Origin of the sequence: Streptomyces sp. NPDC056224 (assembly GCF_042267665.1) — a bacterium.
GTDB lineage: Bacteria > Actinomycetota > Actinomycetes > Streptomycetales > Streptomycetaceae > Streptomyces.
Window position 1 is genome coordinate 33,770 of sequence record NZ_JBHJTK010000027.1, and the last position, 14,109, is coordinate 47,878.

At 72.9% G+C, this 14,109-nt stretch carries 12 protein-coding genes; 7 read left to right on the top strand and 5 right to left on the bottom strand.

Going from position 1 to position 14,109, the window contains the following annotated elements; all coding sequences use genetic code 11:
* Positions 1–23: 23 nt before the first annotated feature.
* The 7 genes from ACFCZ1_RS26355 to ACFCZ1_RS26385 all read left to right on the top strand — a co-directional run bounded on the left by ACFCZ1_RS26355 (position 24) and on the right by ACFCZ1_RS26385 (position 8,067).
* On the top strand, positions 24–1,271 hold the full coding sequence (locus tag ACFCZ1_RS26355; RefSeq protein ID WP_376680734.1) for an MFS transporter: 1,248 nt from the start codon (positions 24–26) through the stop codon (positions 1,269–1,271).
* A complete protein-coding gene (locus tag ACFCZ1_RS26360; RefSeq protein WP_376680735.1) occupies positions 1,268–2,818 on the top strand; it encodes an ATP-binding protein in 1,551 nt (516 codons plus the stop codon). Before ACFCZ1_RS26355 ends, ACFCZ1_RS26360 begins: the two co-directional genes overlap by 4 nt.
* Before the next feature lie 15 nt (positions 2,819–2,833).
* Positions 2,834–3,175, top strand: coding sequence for a nuclear transport factor 2 family protein (locus ACFCZ1_RS26365; protein ID WP_376680736.1), 342 nt, complete (start codon positions 2,834–2,836; stop codon positions 3,173–3,175).
* Positions 3,176–3,271: 96 nt separating this feature from the next.
* Positions 3,272–3,919: a TMEM175 family protein gene (locus tag ACFCZ1_RS26370; protein ID WP_376680737.1), complete on the top strand. Its 648-nt coding sequence runs from the start codon at positions 3,272–3,274 to the stop codon at positions 3,917–3,919.
* A 72-nt stretch (positions 3,920–3,991) separates the two neighbouring features.
* The gene (locus ACFCZ1_RS26375; RefSeq protein WP_376680738.1) at positions 3,992–5,317 is read left to right on the top strand and encodes an IS701 family transposase; all 1,326 of its coding nucleotides are present in this window, start codon (positions 3,992–3,994) and stop codon (positions 5,315–5,317) included.
* A complete protein-coding gene (locus tag ACFCZ1_RS26380; RefSeq protein WP_376680739.1) occupies positions 5,317–6,531 on the top strand; it encodes an XdhC family protein in 1,215 nt (404 codons plus the stop codon). Before ACFCZ1_RS26375 ends, ACFCZ1_RS26380 begins: the two co-directional genes overlap by 1 nt.
* Before the next feature lie 72 nt (positions 6,532–6,603).
* On the top strand, positions 6,604–8,067 hold the full coding sequence (locus ACFCZ1_RS26385; RefSeq protein WP_376680787.1) for a GuaB1 family IMP dehydrogenase-related protein: 1,464 nt from the start codon (positions 6,604–6,606) through the stop codon (positions 8,065–8,067).
* A 273-nt stretch (positions 8,068–8,340) separates the two neighbouring features.
* Here ACFCZ1_RS26385 and ACFCZ1_RS26390 read toward each other — a convergent pair whose 3' ends face one another.
* From ACFCZ1_RS26390 to ACFCZ1_RS26410, 5 genes are all read right to left on the bottom strand, one after another.
* A complete protein-coding gene (locus ACFCZ1_RS26390) occupies positions 8,341–9,576 on the bottom strand; it encodes a sensor histidine kinase (protein ID WP_376680740.1) in 1,236 nt (411 codons plus the stop codon).
* Positions 9,573–11,303: a cation acetate symporter gene (locus tag ACFCZ1_RS26395; protein WP_376680741.1), complete on the bottom strand. Its 1,731-nt coding sequence runs from the start codon at positions 11,301–11,303 to the stop codon at positions 9,573–9,575. Before ACFCZ1_RS26395 ends, ACFCZ1_RS26390 begins: the two co-directional genes overlap by 4 nt.
* A 140-nt stretch (positions 11,304–11,443) precedes the next feature.
* Positions 11,444–11,719: a hypothetical protein gene (locus ACFCZ1_RS26400; RefSeq protein WP_376680742.1), complete on the bottom strand. Its 276-nt coding sequence runs from the start codon at positions 11,717–11,719 to the stop codon at positions 11,444–11,446.
* A gap of 324 nt (positions 11,720–12,043) precedes the next feature.
* Complete coding sequence (locus ACFCZ1_RS26405) at positions 12,044–12,904, bottom strand: LytR/AlgR family response regulator transcription factor (RefSeq protein WP_376680743.1); 861 nt, start codon at positions 12,902–12,904, stop codon at positions 12,044–12,046.
* 174 nt (positions 12,905–13,078) lie between these two features.
* A complete protein-coding gene (locus ACFCZ1_RS26410) occupies positions 13,079–14,059 on the bottom strand; it encodes an SCO0930 family lipoprotein (RefSeq protein WP_376680788.1) in 981 nt (326 codons plus the stop codon).
* Positions 14,060–14,109 lie beyond the last annotated feature (50 nt).

Here is a 14,109-nt window from a genome sequence, read left to right on the forward strand (position 1 = left end):
GAGTTGAGCAAGCAGTGGCCGACATGTCCAAGACGACCACGGGAGTCGGCGTGCACCCGGCCGCAGCGGCGGCCGGCGTGCCCAGAGGTTCCGGGTTCTGGGTGGTGGGTGCGGTCCTCGTCCTTCTGATGCTCTCCTCCTCCGTACCCTCCGCCCTCTACGTGCTCTACCAGGAGAAGTGGGACCTGTCCTCCGGGGTGATCACGGTGGTGTTCGCGCTGTACGCGGTCACCGTGCTCGCCGGGCTCCTGCTGTTCGGGTCCCTGTCCGACACCCTCGGCCGGCGCCCGGTACTGGCCGCCGGGCTGCTCCTCGCGATCGTCTCGATGGTTCTGTTCGCCTCGGCCCAGGGGCTCGGGCTGCTGCTCGCCGCCCGCGCCGTGCAGGGGCTCGCCGTGGGCCTGGCCACCGGGGCGATGGGCGCGGCCCTGCTGGAACTCAGCCCCGCGTCCCGGCCCGCGCTCGGCGCCCAGGTCAACAGCGCCGGGCCGACCGTGGGGATCGGGCTCGGCGGGATCGGCGCCGGCCTCCTCGTCCAGTACGCGCCCGCCCCGACCGTACTGAGCTACCTGATGCTGGTCGGGGCCTTCGCCGTGACCTTGGTGGGCGTGGCACGGATGCGCGAGAGCGCGCCGGGGGCGGGGGGCCGCTTCCGGGTGGTCCCGCACCGGATCCACGTGCCGGCCGGCGCCCGCGGCCGGTTCGCCGTCCTCGTCCTGACCATCGTCGCCGTCTGGTCCGTGGGGGGCTTCTACCTCTCGCTCGGCCCGCACCTGGCCCTCTCGCTCCTGGAGTCCACCAACTACCTCGTCGGCGGGGCCACGGTCGCGCTCCTCGCGGGCGCCGCCACCGTGGCCCAGCTGATGCTGGGCCGCACCGAGGCCCTGCGCACCGCCGTGCTCGGGCTGTGCGGACTGCTCGCCGGGCTCGCCCTGGTCCTGCTCGCGCTGGGCCTCGGCTCGGCCACGGTGTTCCTCGTGGCCACGGCGGTCCTCGGCAGCGGCTGGGGCGCCGCCTTCCTCGGCTCCTTCCGGGCGCTGAGCGCGCTCGCGGACCCGGCGCACCGCGGCGAACTGACCGCCGCCGTATACGTTTTCGCATACCTCGCGATGAGCGTCCCGGCGGTCCTCGCCGGGATGCTCACCAACATCCACGGGCTGCACCGCACCTCGGTCGGGTTCATGGCCGCCGTCGCCGGAGTGTGCGCGCTCGCCCTGCTGGTCACGCTGCGGATGGCCGCCCGCACCCGGTCCGAGGGGAGCACCGCGTGAACGCCCTGGAGCTGAGGTCCGCGCTGCGCGGGCTGGAGATCTTCGCGGGGATCACCGAGGACCAGCTGGACTGGCTCGTCTCGGTCTCCGAGCCCCGGGTCCTCGACGACGGCGAGGTGCTCTTCCGGGACGGGGAGGAGGCGACCGGCTTCCACGTGCTGCTCTCGGGCGGGCTGGTCGTCACCAAGGTCGTCGACGGCCGGGAGGAGGTGCTCACCCGGCACTCCACCGAGGAGGCGGGCGCCGCCGCCGAGGAGCACGACGGCAAACCGTCTGCCGCCCACCGGTTCACCGGCGAACTGCCGCTGCTGACGGAGGGCTCCTACGTGGCCACCGCGGCGGCGAGCGGGCCGTCGACCACCGTCGTGGCCTATGCGAAGCCGGTCTTCTTCGAGATGCTGACCCGCTGCCACGGGGTGGCCGCCGTACTGATCCCCGTACTGGCCTGGCGGATCAAGTCCTCCGAGGTGCAGGCCCGCAAGCGGGCCACCGTGGAGGCGCTCGGCACCCTCGCCGCAGGACTGGCCCACGAGCTGAACAACCCGGCGGCCGCCGTCGCCCGGGCCGCGCAGGAGCTGGCCCCCGCCCTGGACCGGCTCACCCGCACCGCGCAGGCCTGGGGCGCGGCCGCCACCGGTACGGAGCGCTCCGTGTTCGACCGGCTCGCCGGGGAACTGGACAAGCTGCCGCCGCCGGAGATCACCGACCCGCTCGCCCAGGCCGACGCCGAGGAGGAGATCGCCGACTGGGCCGAGGAGGCGGGCACCGAACGCCCCGGCCTGCTCGGCTCCGGGGTCGCGGACCTCGGGCTGGAGCTGGGCTGGCTGCTGGAGCGGCTGGAGGGCGTCGGCGAGCCGGCCCTCGCCGCCGCCCTGGACCACCTGGCGGCGCTGCTGGAGATCCGCTCGCTCGCCGCGGAGCTCCGGGCGGCCGGCCCGCGCATCTCCCAGCTCGTCTCCGCCACCCGGGATTACGCCAATCTCGACCGCGCGCCCGAGCAGCGCTTCCCGGTGACCGACGGACTGGAGAACACCCTGGTCGTGCTGCGCGCCAAGCTGGCCGGGATCAGCATCGTGCGCGCCTACGAGCCGGACCTGCCCGAACTGACGGGCTATCCCGGTGAGTTGAACCAGGTGTGGACCAACCTGGTCGACAACGCCGCCGAAGCCATGGAAGGGGCCGGCGTGCTCACGCTGCGCGCCCGGGCCGAAGGCGTCTGCATGGTCGTGGAGATCACCGACACGGGCCGCGGCATCCCGGAGGAATCCCTGCCGCGGATCTTCGAGCCCTTCTACACGACCAAGGACGTGGGCAAGGGCACGGGGCTGGGGCTGCACCTCAGCTACCGCATCGTGACCCAGCGCCACCACGGGTCGATCACGGCCCGCTCGCGTCCGGGCGAGACCCGGATGGTCGTGCGGCTGCCGTTCGCCGGGAACGCCCGGTCCTGCGTCCCACCTGCCGAAGCATCCACCCCGACCAGCTCCCCGACCAGTTCCCCGACCGGTTTCCCGACCAGCTCCTCCAGCAGTTCGTCCACCAGTTGAAAGAACGGAGTCGACATGGCCAAGTACGACATCTCCACGCTGCACCCGGTGTTCGTCCGCCAGATGGAAGCGCTGGCCGCGCTGGACATCGAGGCGGTCATGAAGAACTACACCGACGACGCGGTGCTGTTGCGCTTCGAGGGCGTCTCGGAGGGCATCGACGCCGTTCGCGAGACGTTCACCGGCTACCTCACCGTGAAGCCGACCCTGGTGGAACTCCAGGAGTACATCGAGACGGACGACACCATCTTCTACCGGGCGATCATGAATCTGAACGGTGAACCGGAGCATGCGTTCGGGACACTTGTCGTCCGCGATGGCCGAATCTGGCGGCAGACCGCCGGGTTCGGCGGCTGACAGCAGAAATCTGGGTAGCGTGTGCGGGGAGGGCGGGGGATGAGCGCCCTCCCCGTATGCGCAGTCGTAGATATATGCAGGGTTGAAGGGGAGGCCATGGAACGCGAAACCGGACGGGTCGAGGCATTCAGTGATGGTGTATTCGCCATCATCATTACGATCCTCGTCCTGGAATTAAAGGTTCCGGAAGAAACGGGATCCGACTTCTGGCACGGAGTCCGGGAACAGTGGCCGCATTACGCCGCGTACGTGGTGAGTTTCCTCATTATCGGTGTGATGTGGGTGAATCACCACACCATCTTCAGTCACCTCAAGCGTGTCGACCGCCCGCTGTTGTTCCTGAATCTCCTGGTGCTGATGGTGGTGTCGGTGATTCCGTACACGACCAATGTCCTCGCCGAGCACCTCATGGAGGAAGGCGGCTCCGCCAACGCCGCCGCCGTGCTCTACAGCCTCGTCACCGTGGCCTACGCCTTGGCCTTCCTGGCCTTCTGGTGGTACGTCACCCGGGTCGGGCACCTCTTCCACGAGCAGGTCGACAAGGAGGGTGCGCGGGCTACCCGGGTGCGTTTCGGCCTCGGCGCCATCGCCTACCCGCTGACCGTGATCCTCGCCTTCTTCTCCGCATCGCTCACGCTTGTCGCACACTTCCTGATCGCGCTCTACTATGCGGCGAACCAGATCCCCATCCCACTCGTGGTAGAAGAAGAGCGGCTCGATACTGCCAGCGACCTCAGGAAGTAGCCGCCGGGGCCTACGGCCGTTTTCCGCGGTCAAGTAGGGTATTGGATCTAGCTGGTCGCGGGGGAGGCCCAGATGGCTCGCGTAGTCCTGCCGGAGGATTCCACGAAGGAAATCTCCGAATTGATCGACGTCCTGATCTCTCTTCTCTTCGAGTCCTTACCCCGGCGGGACCAGCGAAACTGGGCCCGCGTCTATGTGAACGGCCTGGTGCGGACCACCGGAAAGAAAACCATTCGTAACATCGCCGGAACAGGAGCCAGTTCCGTCGAGCAGAGCCTTCAGCAGTTCATCAGCAAGTCCCCCTGGGACTGGACCCCGGTCCGCCGCTCCCTCGCCCAGCACCTCGAACGCACCACCCAGCGCCCGCTGGCCTGGGTGCTCCAGCCCATGGTCATCGAGAAGGCCGGCGACCGCTCGGTCGGCGTCGGGCGGCAGTTCGTCCCCCAGCTCGGCCGCACCGCCAACTGCCAGCAGGCCAGCGGGATCTGGCTCGCCTCCAGCGAGGCGAGCTTCCCCGTCGAATGGACCCTCACCCTTCCCGGGCCCTGGACCAGCGAACTCCTGCGCCGCCGCAGGGCCGGCATCCCCGACACGGCCCGCTCCCTCACCCCCGCCCAGGACGCCGTACACGCCGTCCAGCGGATGGCCGCCACATGGCAACTCCAGCGCCGGCCCGTGGTGATGGAGGTCGCCAACGGCGACCTCCAGCAGAGCATCGAGTCCTTCACCCTCCAGGACATCCCCTTCGTCTTCAAGGTCGACGGCTCGCTGCCCGTCTCCTTCGGCGGCGCCGGGCGCCACAAGCCGGGCCCCCACACCGCGCCCGCCCGTGAACTCATCGACTCCCTGCGCTCGCAGCGCCGCGTCGTCGAATGGACCCGGCACGGCCGGGCCGAAGGCGCGGTGACCCTGCTGACCTCGGCCTCCATCCTCGCCACCCCCGGCGAGGACCGGCCCGCACCCGCGCCGTCGCCCCCGCTGCTGCTGCTGGGGGCCTGGACCGAAGCCGCCCTGCTGCCCTCGGAGTTCTGGATCACCAACATCGGCGACCGGCCCCTCGCCCAGCTCTTCCTGCTCGCCAAACTCACCGACCGGGTCTCCCTCGACTTCGCCGAGACCTGCGAACCCGTGGGCATCCGGGACTTCGAGGGCCGCTCCTTCCGCGGCTGGCACCACCACGCCACCCTGGCCAGCGTCGCCCACGCCGCGAGACTCCTGGGCGCGCGCGACCCGGCGCACGACGCGTACACCGGAACCGTCCGCTCAGCCGCCGTCCGCTCGGCCGCCACCCGGTCCGCTGCCGCCCGGCCCCCCGTTCCCCGGCCGACGGCCCCGGCCGTCATGCCGCCCCGGCCGCTCATCCCCGGCCAGACAGCGCGCCGCGAATACATCCGCTGATGCTCGACATAGCCGACGAGCTACGCGCGTGGTGCGCCGCGCGCCGGGAATTCGCCCTGGCCACCGTCGTGTCCGTCAGCGGCAGCGCGCCACGCGGACCGGGCGCCTCACTCGCCGTCGACGACCGGGGCACCGCGCTCGGCTCCATCTCCGGCGGTTGCGTGGAGTCCGCCGTGCACGAGCTCTGCCTCGACGCGATCGCATCCGGCCGGGGCGGCCTGCACCGCTTCGGCTACAGCGACGACGACGCCTTCGCCGTGGGACTCACCTGCGGCGGAGTCCTGGACGTCCTGGTCACCCCGGTGCGCGGGCGCGACCCCGTGCGGCCGGTCCTCGGCTCGGTGCTCGACGCCGCCGCCGGCGGGACGCGGGCCGCGCTGGCCCGGGTGGTCGTCGGCCCCCCGCCCCAGCTGGGCCGGGCACTCGCGGTGCACGCCGACGGATCGTACGAGGGCACCCTGGGCGCCGGCGCGGAGCTGGACCGGGCCGCGACCGGGCAGGTCAGAGCGCTGCTGCTGGCCGGGCGCACCGGCACCGTCGAGCTCGGCACCGCCGACGGGCTGTGCGGGGAGCCGTTGAGCCTGCTGGTCGAATCGGCCGCGCAACCGCCCCGGCTGATCGTCTACGGAGCCATCGACTTCGCCGCCGCCCTGGCGCGGATCGGCGCCTTCCTGGGGCATCGCGTCACCGTGTGCGACGCCCGGCCCGTCTTCGCGACCCCGGCCCGCTTCCCCGACGCCGACGAGGTGGTCGTGGACTGGCCGCACCGGCACCTGGCCGCGGAACGGGACGCGGGCCGGCTGGATTCCCGTACCGCCGTGTGCGTCCTGACCCACGACGCCAAGTTCGACGTACCGCTGCTCGCGCTCGCCCTGCGGCTGCCGCTCGCCTACGTAGGAGCCATGGGATCGCGGCGCACCCACGCCGAACGGGCCGCGCGGCTGCGCGAGGAAGGAGTGCCGCAGGCCGCCCTGGACCGGCTGCGCTCCCCGATCGGCCTCGACCTGGGCGGCGCGACCCCCGAGGAGACGGCCCTGGCCATCGCCGCAGAGTTCACCGCGGTCCGGCACGGCGGGTCGGTCCTCCCGCTGGCGCGGCGCCGCGGTCCGGTGCACCGGCGTGCGGCGCAGCCCGCGCCGGCCCGGGACCCACGACCCGTAGGAACAGACCACGCGGCCAGGTATGTCCTGGACGATCAGCCCAGGCGGCATTGACGCCGGGCCATGGGAGAATGAAGTACGTGCGTTTCCTCGGCTGCCCTGTCGAGGCCATAGAAGGATCCTCCGATCGACTGGGATGTTCAGCACGTGCGTTTCCTCAATGACCAGAAGCCGCCGTACGACCTGACGTACGACGATGTGTTCATGGTGCCGAGCCGCTCCGCGGTCGGTTCCCGTCAGGGCGTCGACCTTTCCGCGCCCGACGGCACCGGCACCACCATTCCCCTCGTCGTGGCGAACATGACCGCCATCGCGGGCCGCCGGATGGCCGAGACGGTCGCCCGTCGCGGCGGCATCGTCGTCATCCCGCAGGACATCCCGATCGACGTCGTCACCGATGTCATCTCCTGGGTGAAGACCCGCCACCTCGTGCTCGACACCCCGATCACCCTGGCGCCCGCCCAGACCGTCGCCGACGCGCTGTCCCTGCTGCCCAAGCGCGCCCACGGCGCCGGCGTCGTCGTCGACGACGAGGGCCGCCCGGTCGGCGTCGTCACCGACCACGACCTCACCGGCGTGGACCGCTTCACCCAGCTCTCCGAGGTCATGTCGAAGGAGCTGCTGCTCATCGACGCCGACATCGACCCGCGCGAGGCCTTCAACAAGCTCGACGCCGGCCACCGCAAGCTGGCCCCGGCCGTCGACAAGGACGGCAGGCTCGTCGGCATCCTCACCCGCAAGGGCGCGCTGCGCGCGACCCTGTACACCCCGGCCACCGACTCCGGCGGGAAGCTGCGCATCGCGGCTGCCGTCGGCGTCAACGGCGACTTCGTGGCCAAGGCCAAGCAGCTGCTCGACGCGGGCGTGGACACGCTCGTCATCGATACGGCGCACGGCCACCAGGAGTCGATGATCAACGCGATCAAGGCCGTCCGCGCGTTGGACCCGCAGGTTCCGATCGTGGCCGGAAACATCGTCGCCGCCGAGGGCGTGCGCGATCTGATCGAGGCCGGCGCGGACATCATCAAGGTCGGTGTGGGTCCGGGCGCCATGTGCACCACCCGCATGATGACCGGCGTGGGCCGCCCGCAGTTCTCCGCGGTGCTGGAGTGCGCGGCCGAGGCCAAGAAGTTCGGCAAGCACGTGTGGGCCGACGGCGGCGTCCGTCACCCGCGCGACGTGGCGATGGCCCTGGCCGCCGGTGCGTCGAACGTCATGATCGGCTCCTGGTTCGCCGGTACGTACGAGTCCCCGGGCGACCTCCAGCAGTCCGCCGACGGGCGCCTGTACAAGGAGTCCTTCGGCATGGCCTCCGCGCGTGCGGTGCAGAACCGTACGAGCGAGGAGTCGGCCTACGACCGGGCCCGCAAGGGTCTGTTCGAGGAGGGCATCTCCACCTCGCGCATGTTCCTCGACCCGGCCCGCCCGGGCGTCGAGGACCTGATCGACTCGATCATCGCGGGTGTCCGGTCCTCGTGCACCTACGCCGGCGCCGGATCCCTCGCCGAGTTCGAGGAGAAGGCCGTGGTCGGCGTCCAGTCGGCCGCGGGCTACGCCGAGGGCAAGCCGCTGCACGCCAGCTGGAACTAGCCCCCCGCTTCTCCCCGCTTCCTCCCGTGGCCCCCGGGCCCGTCCCCACGGACGGCTCCCGGGGGCCGCGGGCGTCTCCGGGGGCGCGGCCCGTCCTGCCGCGGCTCCGTCCCGGATCCTGCCCCGGACCGGCTGGCGCCGTCGTCCGGCGAGTCGGGCGCCCGCGCTGCGCGCACCACGGCCGCCGGGGGCCGGGCCGCCGATCGGCGGCGACCGCGCCGGCACCGGTCACGCCGCGCCGGCCGCACGATGCCGCGGCCGCGGCCGCCGCCGTCAGTACCGGTGAGGCGGCTGGCCCGGCGGTGAACTGTGCACACCCGCACGGTACTTCGGTATCCGCACGGTGACCTTCATGCCGGCCCCGACGCCCGTCTCGATCACCGGCCCGTACTCGTCCCCGTACACCTGCCGGATCCGCTCGTCGACATTGGGGAGCCCGACACCGGACGAGGATCCCCGGTGCTCTCCGGCCAGGATCCGGCGCAGCAGGGCCGGATCCATTCCCACCCCGTTGTCCTCCACCGTGATCACGGCCTCCGCCCCCGCGTCCCGCGCGGTGATCGTGATCCGGCACTCCCGCGGGGAGTCCTCCAGACCGTGCCTGACGGCGTTCTCCACCAGCGGTTGGAGGCACAGGAACGGCAGCGCCACCGGCAGCACCTCCGGCGCCACCTGCAGCGTCACCTTCAGCCGGTCCCCGAACCGGGCCCCGGCCAGCGCCAGATACTGCTCGACGGACCGCAACTCCTCGGCGAGCGTGGTGAAATCACCGTGCCGCCGGAAGGAGTACCGGGTGAAATCCGCGAACTCCAGCAGCAGGTCCCGGGCCCGCTCGGGATCCGTCCGGACGAACGAGGCGATCGCGGCGAGGGAGTTGAAGATGAAGTGCGGGGAGATCTGCGCCCGCAGCGCCTTGATCTCCGCCTCCATCAGACGGGTCCGCGACCGGTCCAGTTCGGAGAGCTCCAGCTGTACGGACACCCACCGCGCGACCTCCGTCGCCGCCCGCACCAGCACCGCCGATTCCCGCGACCCGTAGGCCACCAGCGCGCCGAGCATCCCGTCCTCGCCCGTGAGCGGCGCCACCACCGCCCACTTGAGCGGACAGTCCGGCCGCTGGCACTCGGTCCGCACGCTCTGGCTGCGCCCCGACGCCAGCATCACCGCCACCCGGGCCATCGCCCGCCGCTCGTGGTGGTCGGCGCCCGGGCCGTCCCAGGCCAGCACCGACGTCCGGTCGGTCAGGCACAGTGCCTCCGTGCCCAGAAGCGACCGCAGCCGCCGGGCGGCCTTGCGGGCGGCGTCCTCGGTCAGCCCGGCGCGCAGCGGGGGAGCGGCCAGCGAAGCCGTGTGCAGGGTGTGGAAGGTGGCCCGCTCCACGGGGGTCCCGAGATCGAGGCCGGCGGCCCGCCCACCGTGCCGGGCGTGCCGGTGGCCCGCCACCCAGCCCGCGCCCAGCAGCAGGACCGCGCCCGCCACCGCGAGCAGCGCGAGAACCGCCCCCGTCACCGGGCGCTCGCCGTCCGGTCCCCGGCCACGTCCTCCGGCAGGTGCAGCCGCGCCAGGGTGGCCGCCGTCCCGGCCGGGATCCTCGACCGCGTGGCCAGCGACACCAGCACCATCGTCAGGAACCCCAGGGGCACCGACCAGGCCGCCGGCCACGCCAGCAGCGTGTGCACCCAGCCCGCCGGGGCCAGGCCGCCCCGGGTCGCCAGTACCGCGCTCAGCGCCGCCCCGCCGCCCGTGACCAGCCCGGCCACCGCACCCGGTGGGGTCAGCCGGGGCCACCAGATGCCCAGGACCAGCAGCGGACAGAACGACGAGGCCGACACCGCGAAGGCCAGCCCCACCGCGTCCGCCACCGGCACGTCGCGTGCCGGCACGCTCCCGGCCAGCGGCACCAGGATCGCCACCAGCACCGCGAAGCGGAAGCTGCGCACCCCGCGGGCCGACAGCAGGTCCTGGTGCAGCACCCCGGCCACCGCCATGGTCAGCCCCGAGGCCGTCGACAGGAACGCCGCGAACGCGCCCCCGGCCAACAGCGCCCCCAGCAGCTCCCCGAGCAAGCCGCCCAGCATCCGCTCCGGCAGCACCAGCACCGCCGCGTCCGCGTCGCCGGTGAGGGCGAGCTCGGGCGCGTAGATCCGGCCCAGCGCCCCGTAGACCGGCGGCAGCAGGTAGAAGACCCCGACCAGCCCGAGCACGACCAGCGTGGTGCGGCGGGCGGCCCGCCCGTTGGGGCTGGTGTAGAAGCGCACCGCGACGTGCGGCAGACCCATCGTGCCGAGGAAGGTGGCCAGGATCAGCCCGTACGTCGCGTACAGCCGGTACTCCCGGCGGTCCCCGGACAGCGGCTCCGACCAGCTGGACACCCCGAGCCCCGCCTCGGCCCGGGTGCCTGGCACCGCCGTGTCCGGGGTGAACTCCAGCCGCGCGCGGGCCCGTATGGAGTGCTGCCCGGCGGCCAGGGTCACCGGGGCGGCCTCGTACGTCCGCCCGTCCACCTGCCCGGTCACCGTCACCGTCAGCGGCGCCTCCACCGACAGCCGTACGTCCTCGGCCAGCGTGACGGCGGTGTGCTCGCGGAAGACGGCCGGGGCGTCGAAGGAGGCCCGCGGTGCGCCGTCCCCGGCCCACGCGGCGACCAGGAAGAAGGCCGGGATCAGCAGCGCGGTGAGCTTGAGCCAGTACTGGAAGGCCTGCACGAAGGTGATGCTGCGCATCCCGCCGGCGGCCACGGCGGCGCTCACCACGACGGCGACGACCACCCCGCCCACCCAGTGCGGGGCCCCCGTCAGGATCTCCAGGGTCAGCCCCGCGCCCTGCAGCTGCGGCAGCAGGTACAGCCAGCCGACCCCGATGACGAACAGCACCGCGATCCGGCGCACCGCCTGGGACTCCAGCCGGGCCTCGGCGAAGTCCGGCAGCGTGTACGCGCCCGAGCGGCGCAGCGGGGCCGCCACCAGCACGAGCAGCACCAGGTATCCGGCGGTGTAGCCCACGGGGTACCAGAGCATCTCCGGACCCTGGAGCAGCACCAGCCCGGCCACCCCGAGGAAGGACGCGGCGGAGAGGTACTCCCCGCTGATGGCCGCCGCGTTCAGGCGGGGCCCGACCGTGCGGGAGGCGACGTAGAAGTCGGAGGTGGTCCGGGATATCCGCAGGCCCAGGGCGCCGACCAGGACCGTGACCAGGACGACGACGGTGACCGCGGTCAGCGCGTACGTCTGGTTCACCGGGCGGTCCTTCGGCAGGGGCGGGGGACCCCCGGCGAAGCAACGGGGGAGGGTGACGGGAGTCTACGCACGCCCCCTGACAGGGCAACAGGCCCGATTCGGACCGGCCGGGCCCGGCCCGTCGGGCGGGGCCCGGCGGCTCAGATCGCCGGGTCGCGGTGTTCCGCGCAATCGCGCAGGGCGATCTCCAGCTCCACGTACGACTCCTCGGCGCGGCGGAAGGCCAGCGTCAGCGCCGCCTCCGCGCGGGGCGGCAGCCGGCCGCGGACGCCCTCGCCGGCCTCGTACAGGACGTCGGCCCAGCGCGCGGCCGCGCTGCGCAGCCGGGCCAGCAACTCCTCGGCCTCGGCGGGCCCGGTGGGCCGGGTGCGGGGCAGTGCGGCGAGGGCGTCGAGCAGCGCCTGGATTTCGGACATCTCGCTCCTCCCGCGCCGGAAGATCCACGATACGCGGGGGCGGCGACCCCGGTGGGCCGTCGACCCGGGCGGTGCGGCCGACGGCCGCGGCGGATCGCCGTACGCCCCTCGGCGCGCGACGAACGGCGCCGCCACGCCGTCGGACGGTCGCTGTCGCCCGGCGGGCGGTCGACTTGCGGACCGTCGACGGAAGGCCGACGTGCGGCGGGCGGTCGGCCGACGTGCTGCCGGGAGCCGGGAGCCGGGAGCCGGGAGCCGGGAGCCGGGAGCCGGGAGCCGGAAGCCGGGAGCCGGCCGACAGTCGGCCGGGAGTCCCCGGTCGGCTCAGCCGGTGGCCTGGCGCATCAGGACGTCCCTCAGCCCCCGCGCGTGCCTGCGGCTCACCTGGAGCTCCGCCGAACCCACCCGGACGCTGGTGGTGCCCGCGTCCAGCCTCAGCTCGTCGATCCGGGCCAGCGCCACCAGATGGCGGCGGTGGATCCGGACGAACCCGCGCGCCGCCCACCGCTCCTCCAGCGTGGACAGCGGGATCCGGACCAGGTGGCTGCCCCCGTCGGTGTGGAGCCGGGCGTAGTCGCCCTGGGCCTCGACATAGGCGATGTCGGCGATCGCCACGAACCGGGTGACCCCGCCCAGTTCGACGGCGATCTGCTCCGGCGTGCGGTCCGCGGCGGTGACCTCGGCCGCCGGGCGGTGCGCCGCCGGTACGCCGGGCGGGCCCGGCACGGCCGGCACGGCGCCGGGCGGGCCTCCCGGTGGCCCCTCGGCAGCGGCGGCCGGGGCCTCTGTGGCCCGGCCCAGCTGCGCGCAGGCCCGCCGCACGGCCTCGGCCAGCCGCTCCGGGCGGACGGGCTTGAGCACGTAGTCCACGGCCTTGAGGTCGAAGGCCTGTACGGCGAAACCCTCGTGGGCGGTGACGAACACGATCAGCGGCGGCCGCGCGAACCCGGCGAGCAGCCTGGCGATGTCCAGCCCGGTCAGCCCGGCCATGTGGATGTCGAGGAAGACCACGTCGATGCCGTCGTCCCCGTCCGGGCCGGCCTCCAGCGCCCGGGTGATCCGGCGCAGCGCCCCGGTCGCGTCCGAGGCCCCCTCCGCGCTGCGCACCCGGGGATCGGAGCGCAACAGGTAGAGGAGCTCCTCCAGGAGCGGCTTCTCGTCGTCGACGGCCAGTACGCGCAGCATGCGGCGCAGTCTAGGGACGAGTGCGCCGCGGCGAAACGGTGCGCGGCCCGCCTGCCGGGGGGAGGGGGCAGGGGGCCGCGCGGCTCGGGATGCGGGGGAGGGGTCCAGGAGGAAGAGGCGACCTGGAAGGCGGTCAGCAGGTGGTGATCAGGGGTGGTGATCAGGAGGTGGTGATCAGGAGGTGGTGATCAGCTTGCCGTCGGGCGAGACCGCGTACCAGGTGCCCCCGACGCCCTGCCCGTTGACGTCGCCGGCCTTCTTGTCACCCGTGAAGGTGTAGATGGGCCAGCAGTCGACCGACTGCTGCTTCTTGCCGTCGGGGCGGTCCAGGACCGAGAAGCCCTTCTCCACGATGCCCTTGACGTTGGCCTTGTCCACCGGGGGCACGACCGGCCACTTGGCCACGCAGTCGCCGGTGCAGTTGGAGGCCATCGGCCACGCCGTGTCCTTCTTGAACCGGTAGACGGTCATGCCGTTCCCGTCGACGATGTGGTCGCCGAGCTTGGGGTCGTTGGCCACGGTCAGCGCGCCGGAGACCTGGCCCGCACCGGCGGGAGCAGGAGCGGGAGCGGGAGCGTCAGCCGCCTTCGCGGCCTTCTTGCCGTCGGGGCCGAAGGCGAACCAGGTCCCGCCGACGCCCTGCCCGTTCGTCTCGCCGGCCTTGGTGTCCTTGCTGTAGCGGTACACCGGCCAGCCGGCCACCGTCAGCTGCTTGCTGCCGTCGGCGCGGGCGACCTCGCCCAGCAGCGCCGGGTCCATGCCCGCGGCGGCGGTGGCGTCGCCGGCCGGGACCACCGGCCAGGTCTTCGCGCAGTCGCCCTCGCAGTTGGACTTCGGCGGCTTCGCGGTGTCCTTGTCGAAGCGGTAGAGAGTGAAGCCGGCGCTGTCGGCGAGGACGGCGCCGATCTGTTCGTTCTGGGCGGCCGCCAGCTGCCCGGCGGGCTTGCCGCCCGAGTCGGCGGCGTCTCCCGGGGCGGCGGCGGATCCCGCGCCGTAGTCGGAGCCGTAGTCGCCTGAGCCGGATGCGGGAGCCTGGGCCGCGGCCCCGGCCGGCTTCGCGTCGCCGGCCTTGAAGTCGTACCCGCCGCAGGCCGTCGCCGTGAGGGTGACGACGACTGCCACGGCGGCCAGGGTGGTTCCGCGCTTGATGCCCATCTTGATCTCTCCCACGTGTGGTGTCTCCGTGTCCGCCGCCCGTCTCCGGT

Excerpts from the sequence above, each read along its gene's own strand:
- ACFCZ1_RS26355 (WP_376680734.1), top strand. The coding sequence starts at position 24 with ATGTCCAAGACGACCACGGGAGTCGGCGTGCACCCGGCCGCAGCGGCG.
- ACFCZ1_RS26365 (WP_376680736.1), top strand. The coding sequence starts at position 2,834 with ATGGCCAAGTACGACATCTCCACGCTGCACCCGGTGTTCGTCCGCCAG.
- ACFCZ1_RS26370 (WP_376680737.1), top strand. The coding sequence starts at position 3,272 with ATGGAACGCGAAACCGGACGGGTCGAGGCATTCAGTGATGGTGTATTC.
- ACFCZ1_RS26375 (WP_376680738.1), top strand. The coding sequence starts at position 3,992 with ATGGCTCGCGTAGTCCTGCCGGAGGATTCCACGAAGGAAATCTCCGAA.
- ACFCZ1_RS26380 (WP_376680739.1), top strand. The coding sequence starts at position 5,317 with ATGCTCGACATAGCCGACGAGCTACGCGCGTGGTGCGCCGCGCGCCGG.
- ACFCZ1_RS26400 (WP_376680742.1), bottom strand. The coding sequence starts at position 11,719 with ATGTCCGAAATCCAGGCGCTGCTCGACGCCCTCGCCGCACTGCCCCGC.
- ACFCZ1_RS26405 (WP_376680743.1), bottom strand. The coding sequence starts at position 12,904 with ATGCTGCGCGTACTGGCCGTCGACGACGAGAAGCCGCTCCTGGAGGAG.
- ACFCZ1_RS26410 (WP_376680788.1), bottom strand. The coding sequence starts at position 14,059 with ATGGGCATCAAGCGCGGAACCACCCTGGCCGCCGTGGCAGTCGTCGTC.